This is a genomic window from Streptomyces sp. NPDC057287, assembly GCF_042667905.1.
GTDB lineage: Bacteria > Actinomycetota > Actinomycetes > Streptomycetales > Streptomycetaceae > Streptomyces.
In genome coordinates this window covers 100,339-125,306 of sequence record NZ_JBHUYV010000024.1, presented here as the reverse complement: position 1 = coordinate 125,306, position 24,968 = coordinate 100,339, and the positions used below count along the sequence as shown (strand labels likewise).

Sequence of the window (24,968 nt, the reverse complement as noted above, 5' to 3'; positions counted from 1 at the left end):
ACTCCACGCCGACCTCGCCCACGCCCGCATCACCGACCCCGCCAACCCCTACGCCCGGGCCCCCGCGCCCGCGGCCGCGCCCCCCCCGCCGCCCCGCCCCCCCCCACCTACCCGGAGCAGGTGGGGCTGATCTCCCGCGAGGACGCGATGGTGGCCCTTGCCGAGCCGGACATCGAGCCGTGCGAGGTCTGCCGGCCGGACGCGGGGCTGACGCGCGGGTAGGGCCCCGCACGTATCTGCGGGGCCCTACCCGCGGTGGCTACGAGGCGAGGGCATCCTTCAGGGTGGGGTAGATCCGAAGGACGTTGTCGGCGCCGACAACGCGCAACAGCCGGATGACGGCGGGGGAGGGCGCAGCGATGCGCAGGTCGCCCTGGCTGTGGGTGCTCAGGACCAGCCTGAGGAACATGGAATCGCCGAACGTGATGCCGCTGGCGTCCAGGACAACACTGCCGTGCTGGGCGAGGGCGGTCTCGATCTCCGCCGTCAGAGGGCCGATGGAGTCCATGTCGAGCTCGCCGACAGGGGCGAAGGCCCGCGGCGCGGGCCACGACGTGGCGAGTTCTTCATCAGCTGTTATGCGGCAATTGTTGCCGCAGCTGCATGCGGCACGTCCAGGCACCCCGGAACCCGGCAGGCCGCAGAGGCGAACCCTTGCGCAAACACCCTGGACTCTTGTGACGGTGCGGGCCGCCACCGGGTGGTGGCGACCCGCACCGGTTCCGTCAGAGCCCGCTCCATGGACTGGAGGCGGCTATCGGGCCTTGGGGCTGACCAGTCGGCTACCCGCCCAGTGAGAGGCGGCGTCTACGGACGTGGTCAGGGCGAGGCCCGCGCTCCGCGCGGCTTCCCCGATGCTGCTGGGGTTGACGTAGCCGTCCCGTCCGGACTTCGGGGTGAGCAGCCAGAGCACGCCGCCTTCCTGCAGGGACATCAGGTTGTCCACGAGGGCGTCGGTGAGGTCGCCGTCGTCCTCGCGGAACCAGAGCACCACCACGTCGGCCAGGTCGTCGTGGTCCTCGTCGACCAGATCGTTGCCGGTGATCTTCCCGATACCGGCGCGCAGCTCTTGGTCGACGTCGTCGTCGTATCCGATCTCCTGCACCACCTGGCCCCGCTGGATCCCCAGGCGGACCGCCGGGTTGGCCTGCTCGTCCGTCGTCGTCATCGCTCTTCTCCTCACATCTCACTGCATGGATGCGATCTAAGGCCGGAATGATCAGTGCACGGCGAGGTAGAACGCGGTGGCCGCGCCGGCGGCGTTGGCGTTGTAGGTGGTCACGCGGACGCCCTTCCCGTTCGCGCAGGCGCCCGCGTCCGCGCGGAGGGTGTAGCCGATGCCGTCGCGGACGGTGGCCGTCACGATGGCCCGGGACAGGTCCACGTCCTGGTCGCTGACCGTCACGCAGAACACGTGACCCGACTGCGTCACCTCGCTGACGCCCTTGGAGTGCTCGACCGATCCGTCCGCGTTGACCTCCGCGCCGGCCTGCGCGTAGGGCGCCTGCGAATTCACGGTCGCGGCGATCGCCATTCCGCCGGCCAGTGCCACTCCCGCCGCGCACAGTCCCGCGACCGTCAGCCCGGTCGCCCGCATCTTCTTCGTACGCATCGCACCTGTTCCTTTCGGTGAATTCACACTTGGTACGAAAGGACCTTACGGTGCGTGCAGGATTAAATCAGGGCAGAACGTTTTTGCTGCACTAACTCACATAATTCGTAAATAGATCTACCGGCTTCTGCTCACGAAAAGCCCGCAGCATCTGGCAGTGACTCCGGACGGAGGCCGCCCTCCCGCCCCGGGGACACAGGTCCCTCGTGCCGCCGTCCGCACCTAGGCCGCTCACAGGCGCGTGGATCAACCGGGCGTATGCATGGGCTGATCGGCCGGGCGCCAGGCAGAGCAGCTGGTCGTGCGGTGGGCCGCCCTGGGTGGGGAGGGGAGTCCCTCGGGGCGGCCGGGTGTGAGTGTGCCGGGCGGGTGGCGGTTCAGTTCCCGCGGCTTGCTTTGTCGAGGAGCGATGCGTAGGAGACCTCGTTGTACTCGGTCCCCTGGATCTCCACCGCGATGCCCACCAGTGCCTTTCGGAGTGCGTCCTTGGAGGAGGCGAAGAGCATCTTCTGCTTGATCTTGGCAGTGTCGGGTGCCCACGAGACGAACGTGAGCTTGTTCCGCTTCCCGGCGCCCGCCTTCTCGAACTCGAAGTTGTAGACGGCCCAGCGACACTCGGTCTCCGGCAGGTCCTCGATGAAGTTGTCGTAGTCCGGAGAGGTGGAGGTCTTCTCGACGATGATCTCCGTGTTGTCCTTGCTGAGGTTGAAGACGATGTACTTGTACGCCTTCTTGAGTTTCAGGAGTTGGTACTCGGACAGGCACGCATCATTGATCCCGACACCCGATGTCATTGTGTTCCCCATTCGCGAACGATTACATCATGCAGTCATTAATTGTGACGCCGGGTGCGCTTGCGGACGCACCGGATCCCCGGGCCGCGGGGCGCCGTCCCGCATTCGGACCACATCGTCCGCAGCCGGCATCACCGCCGTGCCGGGCTGTTCCACCTCCACCTGAACGAGACGAGGGCGTACACGCAGCCGTGCCGCTGTAGCGCCGGAGGGTCGGCTGCGCAGCGCATCGGCTGGTGAAGGGCGATGGTGTGGGTGTGACGACGGTGAACTGCCCGGCCGGCTCTGCCTGCGCCAGCCTCGGTCAGGTGCCGGCGTTGTTGTTGGCCAGCAGGTTGCGTGTCCCCTGGGGCACCTTGGCCAGCCTGTCCTTCGAGGCCAGGGTCGTGATGGTCTTCCCGACCGTGCCGGCGTTCACGTCTGCGGAAGTGGAGAGCAGGTACGCGGCCAGTCCGGCGACGTGGGCGGCGGCCTGGGCGGTGCCGGAGATGACGGTCGCCGCCTTCGGGCCGCCTCGGTAGGCCGACATGATCGAGTGTCCGGGGGCGAAGACGTCGATGGAGGGTCCGACGTTGGAGAAGTCGGCGCGGTCGTCGTCGAGCTCGGAGGCGGCGACGGTGAAGACGCCTTCGGCACCGGCCGGTGAGTACCCGGCGGCGTCCTTGCTGTCGTCGCCGGCGGGGGCAACGAGGAACAGGCCCTGGTTCACCGCGGCCGCGGCCAGCTCGTCCAGCTCGGGATGGGAGGGCAGCGCCATACCGAACAGGACCACCGATCGCGCCTCATGTCCCCTGGCGTCCTTCATCGCCCACTTCAGGCCCTTGATGACGTCGTCGGGGGACGCCGCTCCGTTGCTCCAGGCCACCTTGACCGCGCTCACGTACGCGTTCTTCGCGGCCCCGTAGGTGCGGCCGGCGACCGTCGCGGCCAGGTGGGTTCCCCGCCCGTTGTCGTCCCATTCGCCCTGGTCGCAGCTGAAGCCCCAGGAGGCCCGGTTGTCGAACTCTTCGTGGTCGGTCTCGATGCCGGTGTCCAGCACGTAGACCATGACCGGCTCGCCGGTCCGGTCGTCGTAGGCGTACTTCTTCAGGGTGGCGAAGGTCAGCTTCTCGCGGTGGGAGATGCGGGCGAGCCCCCACGGGTCGTCCTCCTGGGTGATGACGGGCATTGCTTCACTCCTTGGACTGACACGGGTCACTACATGAAGTAGTCACTTCTCTTGTTCTGTGACTTTCCGTCATCGAAAGCAGCAAACAGGGCTGTTCGGATGAAGTGGTCTCGGAGGCGTCGCCGGCAATAGCTCCACGGGCCGCTACCAGCGGGGCGCCCAAAGCCCGCCCGAACCGGAGCTCGTCGCGCGGCGGCCTCGATGTGCCTGGACGGCCCGAAGGTCGCCAGCCCCCGTGCGGCCGGGACGTATGTGGTCGGGATGCCGATGTGGATGTGGGCCACGCCGTTGCGGTCGACGTTCGGTCCGGCGACTGCCTCGGCCAGGGCCGGCGGCGTCACCGTCACCGCCACCGCGAAGGTGACGCGGGTGCGGTGGGCGATGGGCGACGGCACGACCGTCACCTGCCACGGCCCCGGCACCCCCTACAGGAAGTCGCGGGGCAAGGCGGTGTCGCCGGACTGCGGGCACCTGTACGAACGGCCCTCCTCCGTACAGCCGGGCGGCCGGTTCCAGGGCACCGCGACCGCGACCTGGACTATCACCTGGACCGCGCCCGCCCTCAACGACGGCGGCCAGTTCACCGAAACCCGGCAGACGCCGTTCACCGCCGACGTCCACGAGGTCCAGGTCGTCAACTGCCCCTGACAAGCCTCTGACCTGCCATGGGGAGTTCATGGTGAGTTCGGCCGAGCCGTTGTGAGTAGAGCCGGACCGTGGTGAGTTTCCCGGCCGACTGCTCCCCGCATGGCAGGGGGACGCGGAACGCCCCGCGGCGCGAGGCGGCGAGGCGTGCGGAAGGCGAGCAGGACCACGGGGGTAGTTCAGGTATCGCCTCGGTCTGGGTAACGAGGAGCCTGAGGCCGCAGTTACGGGCGCCGTGAGGCGCGACGGAGGCTGGACCGGCGAGGAGTGATCGCCGGTCCAACCACTGCGATGATCTCAATCTTCCGCCCGCAGACGGTGAGCGCCCCCATCTCGACGACTGCGACGCTGAGTCGGCGCTGCCAGCTCACCCCAGCCGGGCCAGGCAGTCGGCCCCGACTGCGCAATCTGCGCAATCAGCCGCTGACCTGCGGTGGTGAGTTCTTGTGGTGAGCACCGTGAGCCGTGGTGAGTTTTCGCGGTGAGTTGACCCGCCGTGGTAAGTAGGCCCGAGACCGTGGTGAGTTTCCCGGTCGGAAACTCACCACCGCAGGTCAGACGCCTGTACGGCCACTCGCCATGTGCTTCGTCAGTGAATCAGGCTCACGCCGACCGGCTCGCCGCCCGCAATTCCGGGCGCCTCCCACGACCCACCAGGTCGGTTCCAGGGGCGCTCAGCACGCTCAGGCCGGCCTCGAGGTCACGAGCCTTGGCGATGTCGTTCAGCTCGACGCCCAGGTGCACCAAGGTCAGCGCGACGGCCGGGCGCATACCGACCAGCACGGGGCGAGCACCCAGCAACACCGCAACCGCCGCGATCAGGGAGAGCCTGCGGCCGACAAACGTGTCGACAAAGCCCACGGCCGCGATGTCGATGACGACACCGTGGGCCGCCTTCTCCACGATCCGCGCAGACAACTCCTCCTGAAGCGAGACCACCGTCGACTCGTCCAGGTCGGCCGGAACAGTCACCAGGAGAACGCCCCCGACGCTCAGGACCGCGACACGCTCACTCAAAGGACTTCCCGCTCTCCACGCCGACACCCCTGGCGAGCCATCCGCCCGAACCAGCAGCCCACCAAAACCCGCCTGATGATTCCACGACACACCATGTTGCCCGGCCCGCGGTTTCCACACCCCGAGACACCAAGCAGAAACCCCATGCAGTGCCCGAAGGGCCCCGCCATCCCTGGCCACACGTCACCTGCCCCGAGCACGGAACACCTGGCACGCCGCGGACAGCAGGGGCGGCGTGACTAGTGCCGGATCAGGCAACGTTTGCCCTGTCGACGACGGCGCGTAGGCGCCGGTCGTCGGCATGGCGGTTTCGCCAGATGATGTAGCGGCGGATCATGCTGACCTGTTCCTTGTGGGTGGCGTGATCGGTGCCGTCGAGGGTGAAGTCGCGCAGGGCGGTGAAGTGGGCCTCGATGCGGTTCAGCCAGGAGGAGTTCGTCGGGGTGTAGGCGATCTCAACGTTGTTCGCGGCGGCCCAGTCACCGACTCGCTGGCACTTCTTCGTGGTCAGGTGCGGGGAGAAGTTGTCACAGACGATCGCGATGCGGACGTGGGCCGAGTAGAGCGTGCGCAGGTAGCGGCAGAATTCCAGGAACTGCGTTCGCCTCTTGATCGGCTTGATATGCCCGTAGAGCTTGTCCCTGGCCAGGTCGTAGGCGGCGAACAGGTGACGCACTCCGCCGTAGCGGTTGTAGGTCGCCCGTCGACGACGGCGTGGCTCACAGTCCGACACGACGCAGGTCCGCGGTCACAGTGAGGCGATGATCAGCTCTCCGACCGCCGTCTTGGACGTGATGCCAGGAGGTGCGAGGCAGTTGAGCGCGTTGAGGCTGGGCGCGACTGCGGCGCTCTGAGCGGCGGATCCGGCGAAGAGTCCCGAGGTGATCGATCCGGTGCGCAGGATGGTGGACTGGCCTGCGGCGTTGACGGCGGTCTCGTTGTAGGAGAAAGAGCTGGTCTGGCCGTTGCTCCAGGTGATGGTCTCCACTCCTGACGAGGAGCTGCCCAGGTTCAGGCAGGAGGTTGTCACGGTGGGCCGGGTCCAGCGGAGGATCCTCGTCGTGGACCTCCACGACGAAGCCGACGTTGCCCGTGTGCAGCCCGGTGATCAGCCAGAGCACACCCGGGACCGCCGCCCCGCACAGCCCCCCGCTCTGGCCTGCGAACGCCTCGGAGAGGCCCGGGTTCGCATTGTCCGGATCGCTCTCAACGTAGATCTGACCGTAGTGAACGTGCACCTCGCCTGTGACCGGCCTGCGCACAGCACCCCTCCCCCCTATAGCCGACGGCCTCGAAAACCCTCGGTCGGACGGGCCGTCACATGCCCCGCATCATGCCGCAGGCCACTGACAACCGGTCCCACAACAAGACGGACTTGGCCGCAGAGCCTGCCCGTCCCACTGCCAGCAAGGGCCCCCGGGCGTGAGAGGCGAGAAGCACCGCGAACACCATGGCAAGGACGGCTCCCGACGTCGTGACCGTCACCTCCACGGATGCACTCTGGGACGAGGTGCTGACGTTGGACAACCGAGACAGCCGGGAGCGCCAGCGAACACAACCGGCACCCGGGGCCAGCCCCTGACCGAGACACAAAGGAAGGTGGACATCATCTTCGCCGCGTTGATCCAGAAGTCACCGATGTCGCTGGCCGCGTGGGTCAGGCCGAGCAGCGAGGCGAAAATGTCGGGACGGTGCATGCTGGTCTCTTCTCTGGTCTTGAAACGAGTGGTGGGAAAGCAGGCGCCCGCTACCGATGCTGTGGCCGCCCGAGCATGCGCGGCCGCCCCGGCCGAATCGGCCAAGGCGACCGCACGTAGGCCGGGCTTGGGGCCGCTCATTTCAGGCCGCGAGCCGCTAGGAGTTGTCGTCAAAGGCCAAGCCCACGTCGTTAGGGGGGGGCGAGGGTGACCGATCGGGCGGTGCCTCGGTGACGTGTCGGTGGGTGCTTCTACGCTTCCGGCCATGGATATGGACGATCTTGCGTGGCAGGCGAGCAACTATCGCGGTCTATCCCCGAGAACGGTGCGTCTCCTGTTGGACCACGGTCACCTGAATCTGGTTGCCCAGGTGGCAGTAGATCGTGGCGAGTGGTTCTGCGCCGAGGGAGCGGTAGAGGCGTTGTGCCAGGCGCGAGACTTTGGGCGCGCGCTATCTGTGATGGAGCCGTTCGTCGAGACGGGGTGGCGGGCCGCCCTCTATGCGAAGGCCGAGATCCTGCTCCGGGCGGGCCACAGGACGGAGGAGGCTTTGGATCTGCTACGTCCGGACGACTCTGGCTGGGCCTCCACGACCGAGTGTCGTGATCTTGCTGAGGTGCTCGGCAAGGCAGGGCGCATCGACGAGGCCATCGAACTACTCATCCCGCACCTCGACAAGTCGTGGCTCCTGCCCGTTCTGGTGGATATCACCGATGGGCAGTGCCGTGACGAGCGGGTGCTGGAGCTGATTGCCCCGCTCGCAGACCATGCACGTCAGACCCGCTGCGAAGAACACCGGGACTACGCCTTCTCCGACGCCCAGGAGTTGCAGGCCAGTGTGCTGGAGCGGGCGGGCCGTGCTGATGAGGCAATCCGGATCCTCGGCCAGGACATCGCCGGGCGCCGTTTCCTCGCTCAGAACACCCTCATCGCCTATGCCGAACTGCTGGCACGTCACGGGCGGCTCGAGGAGCTGCGCGAACTGGTTGCCGGCCAGGATGCGCACACCGTCCTGGACATCTACGCGGGTGCTCTGCGCCGTCATGGCCGTGTCGAGGAGGCCGAGGCCGTGATGAGAGACGCCATCGCCGCCGACGACTGGGTCGGGTACCGAGCGTGGCTTTCCTGGATGTTGCTGGCAGAAGGCCGGTTGGACGACGCGATCGTCGTCGCGGAGCCCGGCTTCGGCTGGTACGACTGCTCCAACCTCCTTGCACCACTCGTCCACCCGCTTCTCGACCGCCCCGAGGAACTGCTCTATCTGGTCGAGCACCCAAGGGTTGTGCCCCACCACGGTCACGAGGAGTTCCAGCACTGGTGGCGGGCCTGGGCACTCGCCGGTCTCGGCCGCGTCGACGAGGCGATCACCGTGGCCGTTCTTGACCGCCCCTGGACCGACCCCCGTCTCGTCAAGGCCGACCTCCTCAAGCGGGCCGGCCGTCTTGACGACGCCGCCGATGAACTGCGAGCCCTGGGAACGATCAAGGCACGTGAGGAATTGTGCGAGATCCTGGTCCTGCAAGGACGGGCGGACGAGGCGATCGCCATCCACCCCACAGTGGCGGAACAGCGCGCTGCCGAACCGAAGCCCGAGCCCGTCCCTCTCGGCGACAACGGGTACTCCCTGGAGCCACCGTTCTAGGGATTGCCCTTTCACACCCACATCAGGAGTGGGGCGAGGGTGACTGCTGCTTCGTAGGACTGGGCGGTCTTGGCGTATCGGGTGGCGACCCCGCGCCACTGCTTCAGGCGATTGAAGCACCGTTCCACGACGTTGCGTCGCTTGTAGACCTGCTTGTCGAAAGCGGGCGGGCGGCCTCCCCGCCTGCCGCGCCGGTAGCGGTTTCGGGCCTGGTCGGCACGTTCAGGGATGGTGTGTCCGATGCCGCGCCGTCGGAGCCAGGCTCGGATGGCCTTGGAGCTGTAGCCCTTATCGCCCAAGACGTGATCGGGCCGGACACGCGGCCGTCCGGGCCCGAGCCGTGGCACACGTATAGCCTCCATCACGGCGATGAACTGGGTGCAGTCGTTGATATTGCCGCCAGTGACGACCAGGGCGAGCGGGCGGCCGAGACCGTCACAGGCCAGATGAATCTTGCTGGTCAAACCGCCTCGGGAACGGCCCAGCGCCGGGCTGCGATGCCCCCTTTTCTCGGGCCTGCGCGTCTTTCAGCATCGGGTCGAACGTGCCGTCCGCCGCCGCCCAGCGGCGGAAACGGGTGTGCAGGCTGGCCCAGGATCCGTACCGCTCGGGTACATCTCGCCAGGCCACTCCCGCCCGGAACTTCCACATGATCCCGTTGAGCATCCTCCGGTCATCGAGCCGAGGCCGACCCATCGACTTCCGGGGTAGCAACGGCTGCACGAAGACCCACTCAGCATCCGTCAGTTCATGGAGACGAGTCACCTGACCATGATCCACCAGCCATGATCACATTGACGACACGGCCTAGCGGGCTGCGGACCGCAGAACGGCGGGGAATCACATCAGCGAAACAGCGGCCGCAAGGATCTCGGCGTGGTCGAACGCGAGGTCGGGGAGGGCGTCCAGGGGCCACCAGCGGGCTGCTGTGGCGTCATCCCCTGCCGTCGGCGTGACGGTCGCCGGAAGTGTGGCCGTGTAGGCGACGCTGACGTACCTGCCGCGCGGGTCGCGGCCTGGTGCGTCGAAGGCTCCCACCTGCCGAAGATCAGCGCTCAGAACGGCGATGCCGGCCTCCTCCTCCTCCTCCTCCAGCTCGCGTGCAGCGCCGGCAAGGCTCGTCTCCCAGATGTCCACGTGGCCCCCAGGCGAGGCGCGCAGGTTCCCAGATTCCTGAACGCTGGCAGGCCGGAATCTGCGTGTCAGTTGATGGTTGTGGCGGTCCCGCGCACGGGTTCCGGCGAAGCTGACGGGATCTGAGTTTCCGAGTGTTTGCCGTGCCGCATCAAACTGGCTAACCGGCAGGCCAATGTGGGTTCGGTGTGCCGTCATCGCTCATGTGCGCCCTTCGCCAGATTTCGTTCCAGTTGAACGGAGTCTCCGGCACGAACCGGTGCCGTTGCCCGCACGGACATGGCGCCAGCGCCCGCGCGCACCCACGGCACAGCTCGACCCAACCGTGCCCGGTCGAGCTCAGCACTCGTGGTCCCTCATCCCCGCAAGCCGGGCAGCCGGGCGGCTCGGCGCCGTCCAAAATTGCGTTCTGCCGCTGGACGTACTCGGTCAGTCGCAGCGACGGGTGACAAAACGGGTCTTCGAACCAGGCACGGTCGGGGCTTTCCCACCAGTTCCGCAGCCACCACGGCCGAGGGTTCGGTACAGCCCGCTGTCCAGCCTTTTTCTCCGCCCGGCGCTGTGCGGCGTACTCGTCTGCCCGCACGAGCCACAGCACCCGCGCCTCGTGCAGTTCCTCCACCGCCCGCACCAGCGCGTCCGGGTCCGCCTCCAACCGACGGGGGATCGCGGCGCTGAGCGTGAGGTGGTGGTATGTCGCCCGCAAGCCGTAAGGAGCAAAAACGGTGAGGCAAGTGCGCAACGCGCTGTGCCGCCGGTGGAGGGGGAGTCGAGCGTCGTGCACGCGCGCTCGGTGGGTCAAGAAGCTGGTCATGGTGTAGGCGTCAGGTCCAGTGCCCGTGCCAGGGCGGCTGTGACGGCGGCAGCGTGTGCCGGCAGGTGTTGCTCAGCCCAGAATCCGGCAAGACCGAGGAAGTCCTGCAAATCCTGCTGGGCGCCCGAGACGAGCCTGCGTATCTGGTCTACTGACAGCTCGATCACCGGGCTGCTGTCCGTCTCGTGGGCGTCGAGCGTCAGCCGGACGATGTCGCCAAGGCGTTCGGCCATCGAGGAGGGACCGTGGCCGAAATAGGAGCAGCCGGCGCCGTTGAGCACCTCCAGCCAGTCGCGCCAGGTCTCCAGGCCGTTGCAGCAGCCCGGCTCGACGAAGACGGTGGCGGTGGCGTTGTCGGTCACCCGGAACCCTCCGGCGGCGAACAGATCAGGCATGGTGAGCAGCCCGTGCAGGAAGGTGCCGAGCGGGTCGGTCGGGCACGGTCCGTGCTCCTCCTCCGGCTCGAAGTCGTTGCAGCTGGCGATCTGCATAACCGCCGTGCCGACCTCCGCCGGAGTGAGCTCCCCGTTCAGCACGAGGTAGCCATAGGGCTCGTACTTTTCCACCGGCCAGAGCGCGAAGTCGTCGGCAGCGGAGATCTCCAGAACGGGTTGCATCACAATCACATGGGGATGATGCCGGACCCACGGCTGCACCGCCACGGGCTTTCAGCTGGCATCGGGCTGGGAGCGGGCCCGCCCAATGGGCAGTTTCGCGCTGCGCTCCGGGCAGGCGGCACCGCCATAGGGCATGGGGGTCTCGCGGTGATCCCGAGAAGCCGCATCAGCTTGAGGGGATCACCGGCGGCAAACACCTCGTTGATGTTGAGTAGCGGTCCCGCACGCTCCCTGATCGTGGCGTAGCGGGCAAAGGGCCGGCCGTTGCGGCCTTGCCTTCGCAGCAGCACGACCCACTCTTCGATCTCTGGGACGATGCTCGATGGCAGGCTGGCGATGATGCGGTGCGAGGCATGTTCACGTGGCTCGCTCTGGCGCGCGGTGTCGGGGACGACGAGGCCGTTGTCGGCCAAGAAGCGCGGCACCCTGCGGGTCCGCAGTCCCACTTTGTTGAGGAGCCTGATGTCCTGCTCGGGGATCGGGACCGATCCGCCGGGGACTCGACGTCACCTTGTTGGCCCCAGGTCTGACGGACAGCGCGGGTGACCCCCTCATCTTCCAGCCCCACGATTTCCGCCGGATCTTCATCACGGACTCCATCCTCAACGGCCTGCCCCCTCACATCGCCCAGGTCATCGCTGGTCACGACCACATCGGAACGACGATGGGATACGCCGCGATCTACCCAACTGACGCCATCGAGGCACATCGAGCGTTCATCGCCCGACGCCGGGCACTGCGACCTGCCGATGAATACCGCTCCGTCACTCCTGAGGAATGGGACGAGTTTCTTGGACACTTCGAGCGCCGCAAGCTCGCCCTGGGCGACTGCGGCCGCGCCTACGGAACTGACTGAGCCTTTTCCAACCTGATCGCGATGGCGGGCTGTTGGGGGTCAAGGGCTGTACGCAACGACGAAGCTCCTGGTAGACGGGTTCTCGACCAAGATCACCCGTGTCTGCCAGGAGCTTCGCGTGCTTGTCTACCCGTCCTCGATCGATCTGTCCAGCAGCACTCTGCGGCATCTGACGCGACGGCTCACGGCGAGGCGGCGGGAGCTCGGTACACGGTGGCGGCGACTGTCCGCCGGCCGCCAGGCTCTGCTTGCCCTGGCCCATCTGCGGTGCGGTGGCACCTATGCCCAGCTCGCCGCGGGGTTCGGGATCGGTATCGCGACCGTCTACCGGTACATACGCGAGGCGATCGAAGTCCTTTGCGTCCTCGCACCGTCCCTGGACGAGGCGAGGGAGACGGCCCGGAAGAAGGCGTTCGTGATCCTGGACGGCACCCTGCTGCCGATCGACCGGATCGCCGTCGACACGCCGTACTACTCGGGGAAGCACAAACGCCACGGCATGAATGTGCAGGTCCTCGAAGACCCGTTCGGCCGACTGCTCTGGGCCTCGGCCGCTCTGCCAGGCTCCACCCATGACCTGACGGCCGCCCGAAGTCACGGGATCGTCGACGCGCTCGCCGCCGAGGGACTGAAGTGCTGGGCGGACAAGGCATACCAAGGCGCCGGTTGGCACATCCGAGTCCCCTTCCGGGGCCGCCGGCTGAAGCGATGGAAGCGACGTCACAACAGCAGCCACGCCAAGATCCGGTGCGCGGGCGAGCAGGCCATGGCCGTCCTGAAGGGCTGGCGCCTCCTGCGGAAAATCCGGTGCAGCACCAACCGGATCACCGACATCGTCAAGGCCGTACTCGTCATTCACCACGTCTCAACATGAGGTTGGCAAATGCTCAGTCAGCCAAGACGATGAAACTACAAAGGTGCTAACTGCTTATCTAAGGGAAATTGGATACGGTAGTCCAAATCGGTCAGGTTTCATCGGAGCAACTCACGCGGAAACTAAGATTGCCTTTAAAATGGCGCAGCAGGACGTTGAGAAGGCGACTGTTGTCATCAACAACAATGGCGGCGTATGCACGGTCCAGGATACCTGTAGCGAGCTAGTGAAGGCTATACTCCCAAAGGAAAGCGCGCCCAAGGTTTACCGCGCAGGATCGCGTGAGCCTACTGTACTTGTCGGCGAGGGACCAGAGGGGCCGTAATGATTGTCGAAGTTTGGATCGGTGGCGAGAGAAATCGCGTCTCCGGCCAGAACGAAGTGCGGAAGCTTGTGGAGCGAGTGCTGAACGAGCTCGAGTCGGACAGGCCAGTTCCTATTGGGTTTCACGCAGGTGCAATTGCGTCGTTTCACGTCTTCGACGTTCCAGTGGGGGCAGAGATTCCCAGGTTCGCCGACAATGCTTTGACTGTTGGACTCAACCGTTCCACCGGGTATGGCGGGTTCACTTGGTGGGGCGAGGAGATTGCAGAGAACCCAGATCAGGCACATTGGGTATCTCGAAACCAGGATCCGCCGATCCTCGATCCTCGCGTGACTGCCGACCCCGGCTACCCTTTGTGGTACGACAGGAGAAACGTGATTCCAATGAAGGAAGTGGCTGCAGTGATTGAAGAATTCTGCTTCAATAAAGGGAGGCGGCCACCGCATATTGAATGGGAGCCGGGCACTGTGAACGGCCAGCGCCTGGATTCGTAGACGTTCGCGGCTGAGCCTCCTTCATTCCAAGTGGGAGAATAAATTCAGCTGGACACGCAAAGTCGCGGGCTTTCCTAGCGTAGCGCAGTTGACCTCAAGGGCTCTTTTCAATCTGCGTCCGTGACCGCACGTGGACGCTCCTGTGCCATGACGAAGCTCCTGGTAGGCGAATTATCGAACAAGATAATCAATGAGCCTTTTCCAACCTCATGTTGAGGCGTGGTGAATGACGAGTACGGCCTTGACGATGTCGGTGATCCGGTTGGTGCTGCACCGGATTTTCCGCAGGAGGCGCCAGCCCTTCAGGACGGCCATGGCCTGCTCGCCCGCGCACCGGATCTTGGCGTGGCTGCTGTTGTGACGTCGCTTCCATCGCTTCAGCCGGCGGCCCCGGAAGGGGACTCGGATGTGCCAACCGGCGCCTTGGTATGCCGCCGGGGGAGACTCCACCGTCCTCGCGTACCGGACCGGCCTCGCGTACACCGAGCTCGAGACGCACGACCGCGAGGACACCATGAAGACGACCGCCCGCGTCCAGGCCGCCGTGGGCCGCCGCCCGGGCACCGTGCCGGTCGTCGACTCGATCGGCGTCGGCGGTGGCGTCGTCGACCGCCTCAGGGAGCTCGACGAGCCCGTCCTCGCCTACACCGGAGCAGCGAAGTCCCGGATGCGGTCGAGAGACGGAGAGTGGGGATTCAACAACACCCGCTCCGCCGCCTACTGGCGCACCCGGGAGCTCCTCGACCCCGCTTTCGACCCGACGCTGATGCTCCCGCCGGATGACCTCCTGCTCGCCGACCTGACCGCCCCGACATGGGCGGTCAAGACCGGCCGACCTCCGACGATCCAGATCGAGCCGAAGGACGACCTGATCAAGCGGCTCGGCCGCTCCCCTGACCGTGGGGACGCCGTCGTGATGGGCCTGTACGCCGAGCTGCTCGCCTCGACGACCGTGCAGAACCCGGCCAGGGCCGGCACGGGAGGCACGGCGGCAGCGAGCAGATACGGGCGGACTATCGGAGGGGCGTCCGCAGCACGGAGGCGGTAGCGACACAGGAGTGGGCAGCAGCCGTCAGGCGACCGGCCCGGGTGAAGTCCGGTTGGGGTTCTGGCGTCGGCCTGCGTGCGGCCTGGATCGCGTTGGCCAGATCTGACCGCTCGTCGTTGGTGTAGAGCGCACGGTAGGCGCGCTTTGCGCGCCGGGCGCTCGTTGCGGCCTCCGCGAACGACACGAAGTAGCCTTCGGCGACCAGGGCCACGATTGCAATGGCGGTGACGCGGAAGCAGTCCTTCGCGAGGCCAGGATCCGGACCGGCGTTGGCGGTTCCGATCCAGACCAGCATCTGCAGCTGGCTCTCGAGCAGCCGACCACAGATCCAGAACCAGGCGACGCTAGCCAAGGTGACCGGGGTCAGGCCCGGAACCTTAATCAGTCTTCGCCGCACTACGAGCTCGAGCAGGTCGTCGACGGCGAACTCCTCGCCGCTTCGCGTCCATCAGCGCGGCCCTCTTCGCGAAACGCCATCTCTGCAGCTTGAGCACTGCCTGGTATGCCCTCTGCATCAGCTTCGTGTACTGCACCGAGCCGATCAGCAGAACTGCGCCGTTCAGCGTCGTCAGCACTGCCACGTTGTCGTTACTCATCGCCCAAGCCATGGGCCCCCCAAGTGCACGCTATGTCGTGTGTCGGCTCCATAGGTAGCGGACGGTCGCGCTCGGTATGGCCGGATCGGGAAATCTAGGTCACCGCTTGCTGAGGTCGCCGCTGCGAGCAAGTACGGGCGCACCATCGGATGGACAGCGACGGCGAGCGGCCGGTGACGAGAAGTTGCGAACTGGTCCACCCTCGTCACGCCGCCCTGAGAACATCGATCCGTCCCGACCATTGAAACGAACCGAGGTGCCCGAGATGTGGGACTACGCAGCGCTGACCGCAGAAGCGGCGAAGCTTGGCGGCCCCGCAGCCCTCCGAGCCTTCTACCGGCAGGCGGGCCGCCAACAAGGCTTCATCATGGGTGTGGCCGTGGGTGGCGTGTGCATGGGCGGCGCCATGCTCTACAACATGAAGAGCCCTCGCGTCGTCGTCATCGCCAACGTTGAACCGACGCCCCAGAGCAGCGTAGAAACTCCGGAGCCGGGCGTGGGGATCGCCCCGGCGGGGGCGACCCCGTCGTGATGTGCCTGCACGCCGATCTGCCCGCCTCGGCGACCGTGCAGAACCCAGGCCGGCACGGGCAGCACGGCCGCAGCGAGCAGGTACGGGCGCACCATCGGCGGGGGGACGAGCTCGGCCCGCAGCAGGTAGGTGCTAACCTCGCCCTTTCATGAACTTGGTGGGTCCAGACGTGGTGGGCGTGCCGGAGTGCCCCTGACCTGGCCATTGCTCTCGCAAAAAACTCACGAGCTGATCAGATGTGTTGCACCTGGCAGGTGCAGGGTGCCCTCGTTCCGGCTGATCCGCGAGGAAAGGGGGATGACCAGGAAGGGGCTCTCCTGCAAAGCTGCAGACATGGAGAGCGAGTTGCTGGACGCAGAGGACTACGCTTCGGTTCTTCGGGCCACACAACTACTGTCCAGTCGCTACCTCCACGGCATGACACTGAACGCTCGCATGGAGGCGTGGGCGGAGTTCGTCGCGGACGTGGAAGAGGGCTTCGACACCATGTGGGCTTGGGAGTTCGACAACGACATGGCTCATCGCGACTGGCTCCACGATGCCTGGCCGATCCTGACGGAACGCGTCTGCCAGCTCCGTCAATCCGAGCTGGATGCGCTAGACGAGCGGTTCCGCGTGGCTACGGCACCGATCAAGCCGTTCGGTATGAGCCAGAGCGCGATGTCACAACAAGCGCGGTGGTGGCAGTTCCGCTACCCGCGGCTCGTGACCGGGGATCCGGCCGAGGAACTGCCTGCGACGTGGTCCCCGGTACCCACCTACATCGACTGACGCTGGTCGTGATCCACTGGGTGGTCAGCAAGGCGGAGAGTGCAGTTGACCTGCAATGATGGGACTTGTCTAGGGTCCGGTCAGACGCAAGGAAAGAAGTCCTCTCCCGGTGAAGACTATCGGCTTCTACCCTCCTGTCCGTGTCCAGGGCGACGGGGGTGGGGTGGTCTCGCAGGCCGGCGGGGTGCTGCTGGTGGAAACGGTCCGCAAGACGGGGCTGGACACGGCTATATCGGCGGCGCTGGCGCCGTGGCGCAAGTCCCGGGCGGTGCACGATCCGGGCAAGGTCCTGCTGGACCTTGCTCTGGCGGTGGCGCTGGGCGGTGACTGCCTGTCGGACATCGGCGTGCTGCGGGCCGAACCCGGCCTGTTCGGGTTGGTTGCCTCCGATCCAACGGTGTCGCGGCTGGTGGACATCCTGGCGGGGGCGGGTCCCCGCGCGCTTACCGCGATCCGCCAGGCCAGGGCCGAAGTCCGCGAGCGCGTGTGGACGTTGGCCGGTGCCGATGCCCCCGACGCGCACGGGCACGTGATCGTGGACATCGACGGGGTGCTGGTCCTGGCGCACTCCGACAAGCAGGACGCGACCGCGACGTGGAAGAAGACCTTCGGGCATCATCCGCTGGTCGCGTTCGTCGACCACGGCCCGGCCGGGTCCGGGGAGCCGGTGGCCGCCCTGCTGCGGCCGGGCAATGCGGGCAGCAATACCACAGCAGACCACATCACTGCCACGAAGCTGGCGCTGGCCCAACTGCCCAAGCAGTACCGGCGGGGTCGCTCGACCCTGATCCGAACCGACTCCGCAGGCGGCACCCACGAGTTCCTGGACTGGCTCACCGCGCGCGGCCGGTGGCTGTCCTACTCGGTCGGGATGACCATCACCGACGCCGTCCACCACGCCGTGCTGCAGGTCCCGGACTCAGCCTGGACCCCGGCGGTCGAACCCGACGGCCAGGTCCGCGGCGGCGCCTGGGTCGCCGAGCTGGCCGGCGACGTCCTCAAGGGATGGCCCGCGGGTATGCGACTGATCGTCCGCAAAGAACGCCCGCACCCCGGTGCGCAGCTACGGTTCACCGACGCCGACGGTATGCGCTTGACGTGCTTCGCCACCAACACCACCGGAACCGCGATCGCCGCCCTGGAACTGCGGCAACGCCAACGCGCCCGAGCCGAGGACCGCATCCGAGCCGCCCGCGCCACCGGACTGCGCAACCTCCCTCTTCACCACGCAGCGAGCAACCAGCTCTGGCTGGAGATCATCCAGCTCGCCCTGGACCTCCTCGCCTGGATGCCCATGCTCGCGCTGACCGGCCAAACACGCCGCTGGGAACCCAAAAAGCTCCGCCTCAGACTGTTCTCCGCCGCCGCCCGCCTAGTCACCACCGGCCGCCAACGCATCCTCCGCCTCGACCGCCACTGGCCCTGGACCAAGGCGATCACCAGTGCCTTCACCCGGCTGCAAGCCCTACCGACCCCCGACTGACCAGCAGGATCAACCCGCCTCGACAAGCACCCGAATGCCTCCGGACCCGTGGAACCCGGCGCCCACCCGACACGACAGTCGGGCCGCCGGCCTGCCCGTCCCCAGAACAACCCGAGACCGGCAAGCAAAAAAAGCCCCCGCCAACGTCCAACGAGGGCTCACGCAAGATCGAGGCTAGGTGGCGATGGCGTGCTGACGAGAACGAGTCACGGGTTGTAAGGGTTGAGCGACGCGCGAGAGGTCGCACAGTTATCGCCGAAGGTATCGCGGCAGACGGTCACCGTGAGGGCGACAGCCCCACCGTACAAACTGCCAGGGATGCTCGCCCAGGAAGCTGTGCTGTTACATCCAGCTTTGTTGTGATGGTTGGGGTACTGATGACCTGAGGCCCGGACATAAAAGAATACCGAATGGCCATCGCAAAGAGTGTCTTTGAGGTAGACATTGCGGAGCACGAACGAGTCATAGCCAGTCCAGTCGACCGTCAGTCCGATGGCAGCACCGGCGGTGCTGGTGACGAGCCTGTCGTTGTCGGCTGCATGGGCGACATTGGGTGCAAGTCCGAGTGCTGCCGCCGCTGCGCCTGCGGCGACGAGCCCGATGAAGCGCTTCCTCATAATTCCCCCGTTGGCGTGGGTATGGTCGATTCAGACTCTATGATCCCCTCCATGTAGGGAAGTTATGTTCCAGCCAGATCGAGCAGTAGGAGCAGGAATCGATTAAAAATTCGAATGATGCAAATGGAAGAGATCAGTGAGCCTCTTTCATCCTGCCTCGCGAGGGTGAAGATCCAGAACGTTAGCGCGGGCACGCGTTTCTTGGTTTACCCCGTCCAGGGTGGCCAGGGTGTGGCTCACTCTGGCCACCACGACCACGGACCCCACAGCGCGGGCCTCCTCGACGCGGCGAAAGAGAACCTGGGTCCGGATCCATACGTCCGGATCACCGTGGCCGGTCTTGACCGCCCCTGGACCGATCCCCGTCTCGTCAAGGCCGACCTCCTCAGGCGGGCCGGTCGTCTTGACGCCGCCGCCGATGAACTGCGGGCCCTGGGAACGATTAGGACACGTGAGGAACTGTGCGAGGTCCTGGTCCTGCAGGGGCGGGCGGACGAGGCGATAGCCGTCCACCCCACAGTGGCGGAACAGCGCGTTGCCGAACCGAAGCCCGAGCCCGTCCCTCTCGGCGACAACGGGTACTCCCTGGAGCCACCTTTTTAGGGATTGCCCTTCGTTTCACACCCACATCAGGAGTGAGGCGAGGGTGACTGCTGCTTCGTAGGACTGGGCGGTCTTGTCGTATCGGGTGGCGATCCCGCGCCACTGCTTCAGGCGGTTGAAGCACCGTTCCACGACGTTGCGTCTCTTGTAGACCTGCTTATCGAAAGCGGGCGGGCGGACTCCCCGCCTGCCCCGTCGGTAGCGGTTTCGGGCCTGGTCGGCGCGTTCAGGGATGGTGTGTCCGATGCCGCGCCGTCGGAGCCAGGCTCGGATGGCCTTGGAGCTGTAGCCCTTGTCGCCCAGGACGTGATCGGGCCGGACACGCGGCCGTCCGGGCCCGAGTCGTGGCACACGTATCGCCTCCATCACGGCGGTGAACTGGGTGCAGTCGTTGATATTGCCGCCAGTGACGACCAGGGCGAGCGGGCGGCCGAGACCGTCACGGGCCAGATGAATCTTGCTGGTCAACCCGCCTCGGGAACGGCCCAGCGCCGGGCTGCGATGCCCCCTTTTTTGGGCCCCGGCGGCATGCTGATGGGCCCGGACGATGCTGGAGTCGACCGACACCAGCCAGTCGATGTTCCCGGCAGCATCTGCTCGGGCCTGCGCGTTTTTCAGCATCCGGTCGAACGTGCCGTCCGCCGCCCAGCGGCGGAAGCGGGTGTGCAGGCTGGCCCAGGGTCCGTACCGCTCGGGTACATCTCGCCAGGCCACTCCCGCCCGGAACTTCCACATGATCCCGTTGAGCATCCTCCGGTCATCGAGCCGAGGCCGACCCATCGACTTCCGGGGTAGCAACGGCTGCACGAAGTCCCACTCAGCATCCGTCAGTTCATGGCGACGTGTCACCTGACCATGATCCACCAGCCATGATCACATTGACGACACGGCCTAGCACGGTCGTGTGCGAGGGCTCTTCTGCAGGAAGTGTTGCCGTGTCTTCTGCTCAGGCTCTAGGGCTTCGACCTGGAGCGGAGTGCGCGCAGGGCGGCTCCGCCGGCGAGGAGTACGAGCGCTGTGGTGAGGCCGCCGAGGAACTCGGGCACGGCGGCGTACAGGATTTCGCTCACCGGGCCACCGCCGCCGCGCGCTGGGTCTGGCGGGCGCCGAGGCGGTGGAGCTTGCGGCGTACCCGCTCGCCGTGTGCCGCGGGCAGATTGGCGCTGAGGGCGGATTCGGCCCAGGTGCCGGCGCCCTGCGCCCATCGGGCGGCAACGGCGGCCTCGTCGGGGGTAAGGCCCCGCAGTACCGTACGGACCCGCGCATCGTCGACTTGGTGCTGCAGGGCCAGGTCCTCGGTCGTGCGTTGGTCCGGGAGGACGTCATCGAGGGTGATGCCGTCGGCGATGGTGACGCCGGTCAGTATTACCCGGCCGCCGCCGGTTCTCCGTTCCCAGAAACGATCTGGCCCGGATGCAGGAGGCCGGGACGGTCGTGCGCGGCGAGCTGGGGCACGACGCGGAGGTGACCGAGCTCGACATGGACGCGCAGACGCCGACCGCGGCCCTGTCGGACTGCGTGGACCTGGCGCGCTACGAGACCTACGACAGCAAGGCGCGCAAGGTGATCCCGCTGCCGACCGAGCAGCCACTGCGCTACGTCATGACGGCGTCGGCACAGCGGTGGGACGGCCGGTGGATGGTGACCGGCCTCGACACCCGTGGCGGCCAGACGTGCTGAAGCGGGCGGCGGCGGCCGTGGCGGTCCTGGCCGGCTTCCTCGTCCCAGCCGCGCACGCCGACGGCGGCCCAAGCGGCGGCATCTGCAAGGGCGCGACCATGTTCGTCCAGGTCTGCGCCTAGGACGCGGCAGCACACCCGGGGCGGGCGGCAACGGTGCCCAGGCCGCGCCCGCTGGAGCTTCGGACGCCACCGGATCCTCGACGCCGTCGTGCACGTACACCCGCCTGGATCCGCAGCCCCCCGCCGAGAACATGTTCTGGAAAGGGCACGACCGCTCCGAGCAGGGGGCCGTCTACGGGGTGCATTGCCCGGATCAGCAGGGCGCGCGGACGGTGTGGATCGCGGACTGGAAGGCCCCGGACACCGCGCCGGTCATCGATCCGGAGGCCGTGGCACGCCGGGCGGTGGCCTCGATGCGCCTGGAGGGCCCGACGGTCGCCAGCCCCCGCGCCGCGGGGACGTATGTGGTCGGGATGCCGATGTGGATGTGGGCCACGCCGTCCCGGTCGACGTTCGGTCCGGCGACCGCTTCGGCGACGGCCGGCGGCGTCGCCGTCACCGCCACGGCGAAGGTGACGAGGGTGCGGTGGGCGATGGGTGACGGTACGACCGTCACCTGCCACGGTCCCGGCACCCCGTACAGGAAGTCCCGGGGCAAGGCCGTGTCGCCGGACTGCGGGCACCTCTACGAACGGCCCTCCTCCGAACAGCCCGGCGGCCGGTTCAAGGGCACCGCGACCGCGACCTGGACCATCACCTGGACCGCGCCCGCCCTCAACGACGGCGGCGAGTTCACCGAGACCCGCGCCACAGGGTTCACCGCCGACGTCCACGAGGTTCAGGTCGTCAACTGACGCTGGCAGGGCTCTGACCTGCCATGGGGAGTTTCATGGTGAGTCCGTGCCGCCGTGGTGAGTTTCCGGTCGGCTGCTCTGCGCATGGCGGGGGGACGTCGAACGGTCCGGGCCTGGAACCGCCGCCCGTACGGCGACCGGACCGACCAGGAACTGACCAGGCTCACCACCGGTCCCGTCGACGCGCGGCGCGAGGACAAGGCGGCAGCCGCGGCGGAAGCGACCGAGCGCCCTGCAGGAGCAGATCGCAGCCGACCGAGCCCGCGGGGAGACCCGGGGCCTGCGGGAGGTCGCACCCATCTATCCGCTGCTCGATCGCGCCGACGAGCAGCTGGCCATCGCGCGCACCGAGCAGGCCCGCGAAACGGCGATGGCCGTGCATGCGGCGAAGGCGGACGAGCACCTGCGCATCCTGGCGGCGGCCGAGGGCAAGGGCCGGATCTCGTTGCGTCTGGCGGGCACTTCCCGCAAGGAGCACAAGCATCACCCAGGAGGCCACCGAGCAGCGCGCCGCCGGGTGGCGGGAGGAGGCCGACGCCCGGGTCGCGGCCTCCCGTGCCGCCGAGGCCGCGTGGGAGATCGTGCGCAGCAGCCCGTACGCCGACGTCCTCGGTGCCACCGAGCGCCAGGCCCCGGACGTCGACACCCTCGCGGCCCGGCTCACCGAGATGCGCGAGACCCGGATCCCCACCCGTATCCAGCAGATCGACACCGGCGCCGAGAAGCGCCTCTCCCGCGCCCACGGCCAGGCAGCCAAGGCCCGGGAGAACGCCGCCATGTACCGGGGCATCGCCACCGACGCACGGACCGGGAAGGCCCTGCGCGCGCAGATCGCCGAACAACACCCCAGGCTTCATGAGGCCGAGGTCAAGGCCCGCGTGGATCTACAGAGGACAGAGGAGAGCCGGAGCACCCGGGTCGCGGCGCAGAGCGGCCTTTCGTACCAGCCACCGGCCCAGACCCATGGTCTACGCCGAAACCGCTGACAAGGCGGCCCTCCCAGCAGCAGATCGAGTAGGGAGGGTCGTCCAGCACTGCGGTACATCGGCTCACTGATGGAGAAGGTCATCGAGTCGTGCTCGATGCCGAACTGGAGTGGAGCCCCGGATGACTGACGCCCGGGGCTCCAAAGCCGTCAGAGACCGATCAGGGTGTGCAGGACCGGGATGCTGGCGCCTGCCCCCACGAGCCCGGCCAGTGCCGCCGCTGCGGAGTTACGCGCACTGAGACGGGTCAGCCCGGCAACCACGCAACCGATGACCACAGCCGCGAGAAGGATGAGAGCAGCGTGCGAGGTCAGAAGCGGTCCGGAACCGTCCGTCAACTGGTTCGAGGGAACCGCTTGACGCATATAACTTGACGACGTTGTACCGTCGTGAGGGGTCGGGGTAGTCATTTCACGCCTCGTGAATTCTGTGTTCCGGTCAGGACACGGACCACCACGACCACGAACACCGGGGAGTCCTCCTCGTGCACCAGCCCGCCAAAGCATCGGTGCACACGAGGGCTCCCCGTCGTCGTACCCGGGAGGCCACACCAAGAGCCTACGCAGAACCCGCGAGCCGACCCCAACCGGTGTTCCGTGGGTCACACATACTGTCGCAGCCAAAACCCCTCTGACCTGCGGAGGATGAATATGCGTCAGGTCGACCTGGGGTAGATCGAACCCCACCCCCAGACCTCCACCCCCCGCGCAAAGGTCAGCTCGTCAGATCCGGGCCGAGATCCGCTCCGGCAGCCAGAGCGTCCTCGTGCTCGTACTGCACGAGCGTCTTCTGCAGCCGTACAGCGAGCTCCTGCAAGTACGGTGCGAGGGACCGCTCCATCCTGTTCTCCCCACCCTCCGCGCGAATCCGCGCATCCTCTTCGTCGAGCAGCTCGTCGAGCGACTTCGGATCAGGGTCCAGTCGCACGAGCAGCCAGGCCGACGCGCGCCAGTCGCCCGGCCGCCGGCGGATGCGTCGTTCGTTCCGCGTCTCACCAGTGATGGGGTCGGTCCACGTCCGGTAGGTCTCGGAAACGACCGCGCCGCGGGCTGCCTCCTCGATGCTGCCTGTGGCGCGGACGGCCGCCGCCGCGCGTGCCCGGGTCACTCGGGCGTAGAGGGCAGCGCACGGGTCGGGTGAGTCGACGTCGAGCCTCCCGTCCTGCTTCTCCTCGACAACGTCCTCGCCCACGCGCATCCAGCGCAGGAAGGAGGATCGGCCGACCCCGGCGGCGTCGGCGGCCTGCTTCATCGGCAGGCCCATGGCCGTCGCCCTGGTGAGCAGATCCGTGACGGCCGGGGTGAGGAGCGTAGGGCGGCCCGGCTGACGGCGCGGCTTGCGGCGGGCGGGCTGAGTGCTGTTCGTATGAGTCATGGGCGCGGACCGTACGGGTCTCCGCGGCTACCGTCGCGGGCTCGCGGGACTTCTGGAACCGACCCATCGCGCGCGAGATACAGGATCACGTCGCTTGCGTCTCGGCCTCGCCACCGTCGTGGGAGAAGAAGCCACCCGCCCCGCGCGGGCTCGCTGCCGTTGTTTTCTGCCTAAACAAGGACTCCGGGGGTTACTTGGGAAAGGGATGATCGTTGGGTCAGCATGATCGGAAAGCGAACTATCACGGCTCTGGGGCTCGTCGGCGTGACCGTCGGGACCGGCTTTACCGCGGCACCTCCTGCGACTGCCGGCGGGGTCGGGGACTTCCTCTCACCCGCCTTCGGCACCAGCTGCGCCAACCAAAACACTGGAGCGCGCGCGAACGGGGTCACGCGCCAGGGGACGGGCACGGTAGGCGGGAACCTTGCTGGCCTCCCGGTTGGTTCCGCCCTCAATCAGTGCGGCGGCGCCGATCTGCCCCGGCCCTGCGACATGCCCACAGTTGACCGGGTAGCTGACAGTCTGCCCGTATCCGTCCCGGCCGAAGGCACCCTGCTCGGAAACTCCCTGGCCGACGGGGACCCGACGGCAGTTGTTGCCATCCTCGACGACTCCCGCGTCAACGTCTTTGATCCGAAATACACCTTCTGCTAGGTCATCTCGCGGCACTGCGGCCGGAACCGAGACCACGCATGCCGATAACGAGAGTCGCTCTCAGCCTCCGTCACACGAG

29 protein-coding genes and 4 pseudogenes are annotated in these 24,968 nt (G+C 67.0%); 16 read left to right on the top strand and 17 right to left on the bottom strand.

Annotated elements, in window-relative coordinates:
- Positions 1-120: 120 nt before the first annotated feature.
- A complete protein-coding gene (locus tag ACFUNE_RS33840; protein WP_383576014.1) occupies positions 121-222 on the top strand; it encodes a DUF6233 domain-containing protein in 102 nt (33 codons plus the stop codon).
- A gap of 37 nt (positions 223-259) precedes the next feature.
- Here the strand turns inward: ACFUNE_RS33840 and ACFUNE_RS33835 are convergent, their stop codons facing one another.
- From ACFUNE_RS33835 to ACFUNE_RS33815, 5 genes are all read right to left on the bottom strand, one after another.
- A complete protein-coding gene (locus tag ACFUNE_RS33835; RefSeq protein ID WP_383576028.1) occupies positions 260-580 on the bottom strand; it encodes an STAS domain-containing protein in 321 nt (106 codons plus the stop codon).
- Positions 581-754: 174 nt separating this feature from the next.
- Positions 755-1,168 carry a DUF3052 domain-containing protein gene (locus tag ACFUNE_RS33830; protein WP_383576012.1) on the bottom strand — a complete coding sequence of 138 codons (414 nt, stop codon included), beginning with the start codon at positions 1,166-1,168 and terminating at the stop codon, positions 755-757.
- A 51-nt stretch (positions 1,169-1,219) separates the two neighbouring features.
- Positions 1,220-1,612: a hypothetical protein gene (locus ACFUNE_RS33825; RefSeq protein ID WP_383576009.1), complete on the bottom strand. Its 393-nt coding sequence runs from the start codon at positions 1,610-1,612 to the stop codon at positions 1,220-1,222.
- A 377-nt stretch (positions 1,613-1,989) separates the two neighbouring features.
- Positions 1,990-2,418: an actin-binding ADF family protein gene (locus ACFUNE_RS33820; RefSeq protein ID WP_383576007.1), complete on the bottom strand. Its 429-nt coding sequence runs from the start codon at positions 2,416-2,418 to the stop codon at positions 1,990-1,992.
- Positions 2,419-2,710: 292 nt separating this feature from the next.
- The gene (locus ACFUNE_RS33815; protein WP_383576004.1) at positions 2,711-3,574 is read right to left on the bottom strand and encodes a S8 family peptidase; all 864 of its coding nucleotides are present in this window, start codon (positions 3,572-3,574) and stop codon (positions 2,711-2,713) included.
- A gap of 261 nt (positions 3,575-3,835) precedes the next feature.
- On the opposite strand from ACFUNE_RS33815, the gene ACFUNE_RS33810 reads away from it, so the two are divergent.
- Positions 3,836-4,222: an ATP/GTP-binding protein gene (locus ACFUNE_RS33810; protein WP_383576001.1), complete on the top strand. Its 387-nt coding sequence runs from the start codon at positions 3,836-3,838 to the stop codon at positions 4,220-4,222.
- Between the two features lie 600 nt (positions 4,223-4,822).
- Here the strand turns inward: ACFUNE_RS33810 and ACFUNE_RS33805 are convergent.
- From ACFUNE_RS33805 to ACFUNE_RS33795, 3 genes and pseudogenes are all read right to left on the bottom strand, one after another.
- On the bottom strand, positions 4,823-5,263 hold the full coding sequence (locus ACFUNE_RS33805) for an STAS domain-containing protein (RefSeq protein ID WP_383576026.1): 441 nt from the start codon (positions 5,261-5,263) through the stop codon (positions 4,823-4,825).
- 223 nt (positions 5,264-5,486) lie between these two features.
- Positions 5,487-5,963, bottom strand: a pseudogene (locus ACFUNE_RS33800) (transposase); the annotation flags it as partial.
- Positions 5,964-5,984: 21 nt separating this feature from the next.
- Entirely contained in the window at positions 5,985-6,266 is a 282-nt protein-coding gene (locus tag ACFUNE_RS33795; RefSeq protein ID WP_383575999.1) for a hypothetical protein, read from the bottom strand.
- A 932-nt stretch (positions 6,267-7,198) separates the two neighbouring features.
- Between ACFUNE_RS33795 and ACFUNE_RS33790 the strand changes: the two genes are divergently transcribed.
- Positions 7,199-8,575, top strand: a complete 1,377-nt coding sequence (locus ACFUNE_RS33790; protein ID WP_383575996.1) for a hypothetical protein — start codon at positions 7,199-7,201, stop codon at positions 8,573-8,575.
- 11 nt (positions 8,576-8,586) lie between these two features.
- Here the strand turns inward: ACFUNE_RS33790 and ACFUNE_RS33785 are convergent.
- The 3 genes and pseudogenes from ACFUNE_RS33785 to ACFUNE_RS33775 all read right to left on the bottom strand — a co-directional run bounded on the left by ACFUNE_RS33785 (position 8,587) and on the right by ACFUNE_RS33775 (position 11,185).
- Positions 8,587-9,355: pseudogene (locus ACFUNE_RS33785) on the bottom strand (IS5 family transposase).
- Between the two features lie 60 nt (positions 9,356-9,415).
- Positions 9,416-9,907: an NUDIX domain-containing protein gene (locus tag ACFUNE_RS33780; protein ID WP_383575993.1), complete on the bottom strand. Its 492-nt coding sequence runs from the start codon at positions 9,905-9,907 to the stop codon at positions 9,416-9,418.
- Between the two features lie 612 nt (positions 9,908-10,519).
- The gene (locus tag ACFUNE_RS33775; RefSeq protein WP_383575991.1) at positions 10,520-11,185 is read right to left on the bottom strand and encodes a hypothetical protein; all 666 of its coding nucleotides are present in this window, start codon (positions 11,183-11,185) and stop codon (positions 10,520-10,522) included.
- A 466-nt stretch (positions 11,186-11,651) separates the two neighbouring features.
- On the opposite strand from ACFUNE_RS33775, the gene ACFUNE_RS33770 reads away from it, so the two are divergent.
- The 4 genes and pseudogenes from ACFUNE_RS33770 to ACFUNE_RS33755 all read left to right on the top strand — a co-directional run bounded on the left by ACFUNE_RS33770 (position 11,652) and on the right by ACFUNE_RS33755 (position 13,689).
- Entirely contained in the window at positions 11,652-11,996 is a 345-nt protein-coding gene (locus ACFUNE_RS33770) for a hypothetical protein (protein ID WP_383575988.1), read from the top strand.
- A gap of 118 nt (positions 11,997-12,114) precedes the next feature.
- Positions 12,115-12,870 carry a transposase family protein gene (locus tag ACFUNE_RS33765; RefSeq protein WP_383575986.1) on the top strand — a complete coding sequence of 252 codons (756 nt, stop codon included), beginning with the start codon at positions 12,115-12,117 and terminating at the stop codon, positions 12,868-12,870.
- A 40-nt stretch (positions 12,871-12,910) separates the two neighbouring features.
- A pseudogene (locus tag ACFUNE_RS33760) lies at positions 12,911-13,195 on the top strand (DddA-like double-stranded DNA deaminase toxin); the annotation flags it as partial.
- On the top strand, positions 13,195-13,689 hold the full coding sequence (locus tag ACFUNE_RS33755; RefSeq protein ID WP_383575983.1) for an Imm1 family immunity protein: 495 nt from the start codon (positions 13,195-13,197) through the stop codon (positions 13,687-13,689). The pseudogene ACFUNE_RS33760 and the gene ACFUNE_RS33755, both read left to right, overlap by 1 nt.
- A gap of 207 nt (positions 13,690-13,896) precedes the next feature.
- Here ACFUNE_RS33755 and ACFUNE_RS33750 read toward each other — a convergent pair.
- A pseudogene (locus ACFUNE_RS33750) lies at positions 13,897-14,118 on the bottom strand (transposase family protein); the annotation flags it as partial.
- Between ACFUNE_RS33750 and ACFUNE_RS33745 the strand changes: the two are divergent.
- Positions 14,096-14,737, top strand: a complete 642-nt coding sequence (locus ACFUNE_RS33745; protein WP_383576031.1) for a hypothetical protein — start codon at positions 14,096-14,098, stop codon at positions 14,735-14,737. The pseudogene ACFUNE_RS33750 and the gene ACFUNE_RS33745 overlap by 23 nt on opposite strands.
- On the opposite strand, the gene ACFUNE_RS33740 is transcribed toward ACFUNE_RS33745, so the two are convergent.
- Positions 14,703-15,089 (bottom strand): hypothetical protein, encoded by a 387-nt coding sequence (locus ACFUNE_RS33740; protein WP_383575981.1) that lies wholly within the window; start codon positions 15,087-15,089, stop codon positions 14,703-14,705. The genes ACFUNE_RS33745 and ACFUNE_RS33740 overlap by 35 nt on opposite strands.
- Before the next feature lie 509 nt (positions 15,090-15,598).
- On the opposite strand from ACFUNE_RS33740, the gene ACFUNE_RS33735 reads away from it, so the two are divergent.
- From ACFUNE_RS33735 to ACFUNE_RS33725, 3 genes are all read left to right on the top strand, one after another.
- Positions 15,599-15,865: a hypothetical protein gene (locus tag ACFUNE_RS33735; RefSeq protein WP_383575979.1), complete on the top strand. Its 267-nt coding sequence runs from the start codon at positions 15,599-15,601 to the stop codon at positions 15,863-15,865.
- Positions 15,866-16,198: 333 nt separating this feature from the next.
- Positions 16,199-16,636: a hypothetical protein gene (locus ACFUNE_RS33730; RefSeq protein ID WP_383575976.1), complete on the top strand. Its 438-nt coding sequence runs from the start codon at positions 16,199-16,201 to the stop codon at positions 16,634-16,636.
- Positions 16,637-16,745: 109 nt separating this feature from the next.
- Entirely contained in the window at positions 16,746-18,119 is a 1,374-nt protein-coding gene (locus ACFUNE_RS33725; protein WP_383575973.1) for an IS1380 family transposase, read from the top strand.
- A gap of 206 nt (positions 18,120-18,325) precedes the next feature.
- Here ACFUNE_RS33725 and ACFUNE_RS33720 read toward each other — a convergent pair whose 3' ends face one another.
- Positions 18,326-18,736: a hypothetical protein gene (locus ACFUNE_RS33720; protein ID WP_383575971.1), complete on the bottom strand. Its 411-nt coding sequence runs from the start codon at positions 18,734-18,736 to the stop codon at positions 18,326-18,328.
- A 123-nt stretch (positions 18,737-18,859) separates the two neighbouring features.
- Between ACFUNE_RS33720 and ACFUNE_RS33715 the strand changes: the two genes are divergently transcribed.
- Positions 18,860-19,339 (top strand): hypothetical protein, encoded by a 480-nt coding sequence (locus ACFUNE_RS33715; RefSeq protein ID WP_383575968.1) that lies wholly within the window; start codon positions 18,860-18,862, stop codon positions 19,337-19,339.
- A 15-nt stretch (positions 19,340-19,354) separates the two neighbouring features.
- Here the strand turns inward: ACFUNE_RS33715 and ACFUNE_RS33710 are convergent, their stop codons facing one another.
- Positions 19,355-20,188, bottom strand: coding sequence for an IS5 family transposase (locus ACFUNE_RS33710; RefSeq protein ID WP_383576023.1), 834 nt, complete (start codon positions 20,186-20,188; stop codon positions 19,355-19,357).
- Positions 20,189-20,752: 564 nt separating this feature from the next.
- Here ACFUNE_RS33710 and ACFUNE_RS33705 point away from each other — a divergent pair.
- Positions 20,753-21,019 (top strand): hypothetical protein, encoded by a 267-nt coding sequence (locus ACFUNE_RS33705; RefSeq protein ID WP_383575965.1) that lies wholly within the window; start codon positions 20,753-20,755, stop codon positions 21,017-21,019.
- Complete coding sequence (locus ACFUNE_RS33700; RefSeq protein WP_383575962.1) at positions 21,013-21,141, top strand: hypothetical protein; 129 nt, start codon at positions 21,013-21,015, stop codon at positions 21,139-21,141. The genes ACFUNE_RS33705 and ACFUNE_RS33700 overlap by 7 nt, the downstream gene beginning before the upstream one ends.
- Before the next feature lie 193 nt (positions 21,142-21,334).
- Here ACFUNE_RS33700 and ACFUNE_RS33695 read toward each other — a convergent pair whose 3' ends face one another.
- A complete protein-coding gene (locus ACFUNE_RS33695) occupies positions 21,335-21,637 on the bottom strand; it encodes a hypothetical protein (RefSeq protein ID WP_383575960.1) in 303 nt (100 codons plus the stop codon).
- On the opposite strand from ACFUNE_RS33695, the gene ACFUNE_RS33690 reads away from it, so the two are divergent.
- Both ACFUNE_RS33690 and ACFUNE_RS33685 read left to right on the top strand, forming a co-directional pair.
- A complete protein-coding gene (locus ACFUNE_RS33690) occupies positions 21,615-21,875 on the top strand; it encodes a hypothetical protein (protein ID WP_383575957.1) in 261 nt (86 codons plus the stop codon). The two genes, ACFUNE_RS33695 and ACFUNE_RS33690, sit on opposite strands and share 23 nt — an antisense overlap.
- Positions 21,876-22,456: 581 nt before the next feature.
- Entirely contained in the window at positions 22,457-22,861 is a 405-nt protein-coding gene (locus tag ACFUNE_RS33685) for a hypothetical protein (RefSeq protein ID WP_383575954.1), read from the top strand.
- A gap of 714 nt (positions 22,862-23,575) precedes the next feature.
- Here the strand turns inward: ACFUNE_RS33685 and ACFUNE_RS33680 are convergent.
- Positions 23,576-24,235, bottom strand: coding sequence for a hypothetical protein (locus ACFUNE_RS33680; protein ID WP_383575951.1), 660 nt, complete (start codon positions 24,233-24,235; stop codon positions 23,576-23,578).
- Positions 24,236-24,968: the final 733 nt, after the last annotated feature.

What these genes read in the sequence shown, in the direction of transcription:
- ACFUNE_RS33830 (WP_383576012.1), bottom strand. Translation starts at nt 1,168, where the DNA reads ATGACGACGACGGACGAGCAGGCCAACCCGGCGGTCCGCCTGGGGATC.
- ACFUNE_RS33755 (WP_383575983.1), top strand. Translation starts at nt 13,195, where the DNA reads ATGATTGTCGAAGTTTGGATCGGTGGCGAGAGAAATCGCGTCTCCGGC.
- ACFUNE_RS33705 (WP_383575965.1), top strand. Translation starts at nt 20,753, where the DNA reads ATGCAGGAGGCCGGGACGGTCGTGCGCGGCGAGCTGGGGCACGACGCG.
- ACFUNE_RS33720 (WP_383575971.1), bottom strand. Translation starts at nt 18,736, where the DNA reads ATGAGGAAGCGCTTCATCGGGCTCGTCGCCGCAGGCGCAGCGGCGGCA.
- ACFUNE_RS33780 (WP_383575993.1), bottom strand. Translation starts at nt 9,907, where the DNA reads ATGACGGCACACCGAACCCACATTGGCCTGCCGGTTAGCCAGTTTGAT.
- ACFUNE_RS33825 (WP_383576009.1), bottom strand. Translation starts at nt 1,612, where the DNA reads ATGCGTACGAAGAAGATGCGGGCGACCGGGCTGACGGTCGCGGGACTG.
- ACFUNE_RS33820 (WP_383576007.1), bottom strand. Translation starts at nt 2,418, where the DNA reads ATGGGGAACACAATGACATCGGGTGTCGGGATCAATGATGCGTGCCTG.
- ACFUNE_RS33815 (WP_383576004.1), bottom strand. Translation starts at nt 3,574, where the DNA reads ATGCCCGTCATCACCCAGGAGGACGACCCGTGGGGGCTCGCCCGCATC.
- ACFUNE_RS33735 (WP_383575979.1), top strand. Translation starts at nt 15,599, where the DNA reads ATGTGGGACTACGCAGCGCTGACCGCAGAAGCGGCGAAGCTTGGCGGC.
- ACFUNE_RS33680 (WP_383575951.1), bottom strand. Translation starts at nt 24,235, where the DNA reads ATGACTCATACGAACAGCACTCAGCCCGCCCGCCGCAAGCCGCGCCGT.
- ACFUNE_RS33715 (WP_383575968.1), top strand. Translation starts at nt 18,860, where the DNA reads ATGGAAGAGATCAGTGAGCCTCTTTCATCCTGCCTCGCGAGGGTGAAG.
- ACFUNE_RS33810 (WP_383576001.1), top strand. Translation starts at nt 3,836, where the DNA reads ATGCCGATGTGGATGTGGGCCACGCCGTTGCGGTCGACGTTCGGTCCG.
- ACFUNE_RS33790 (WP_383575996.1), top strand. Translation starts at nt 7,199, where the DNA reads ATGGATATGGACGATCTTGCGTGGCAGGCGAGCAACTATCGCGGTCTA.
- ACFUNE_RS33730 (WP_383575976.1), top strand. Translation starts at nt 16,199, where the DNA reads ATGGAGAGCGAGTTGCTGGACGCAGAGGACTACGCTTCGGTTCTTCGG.
- ACFUNE_RS33745 (WP_383576031.1), top strand. Translation starts at nt 14,096, where the DNA reads ATGTGCCAACCGGCGCCTTGGTATGCCGCCGGGGGAGACTCCACCGTC.
- ACFUNE_RS33690 (WP_383575957.1), top strand. Translation starts at nt 21,615, where the DNA reads ATGGGTGACGGTACGACCGTCACCTGCCACGGTCCCGGCACCCCGTAC.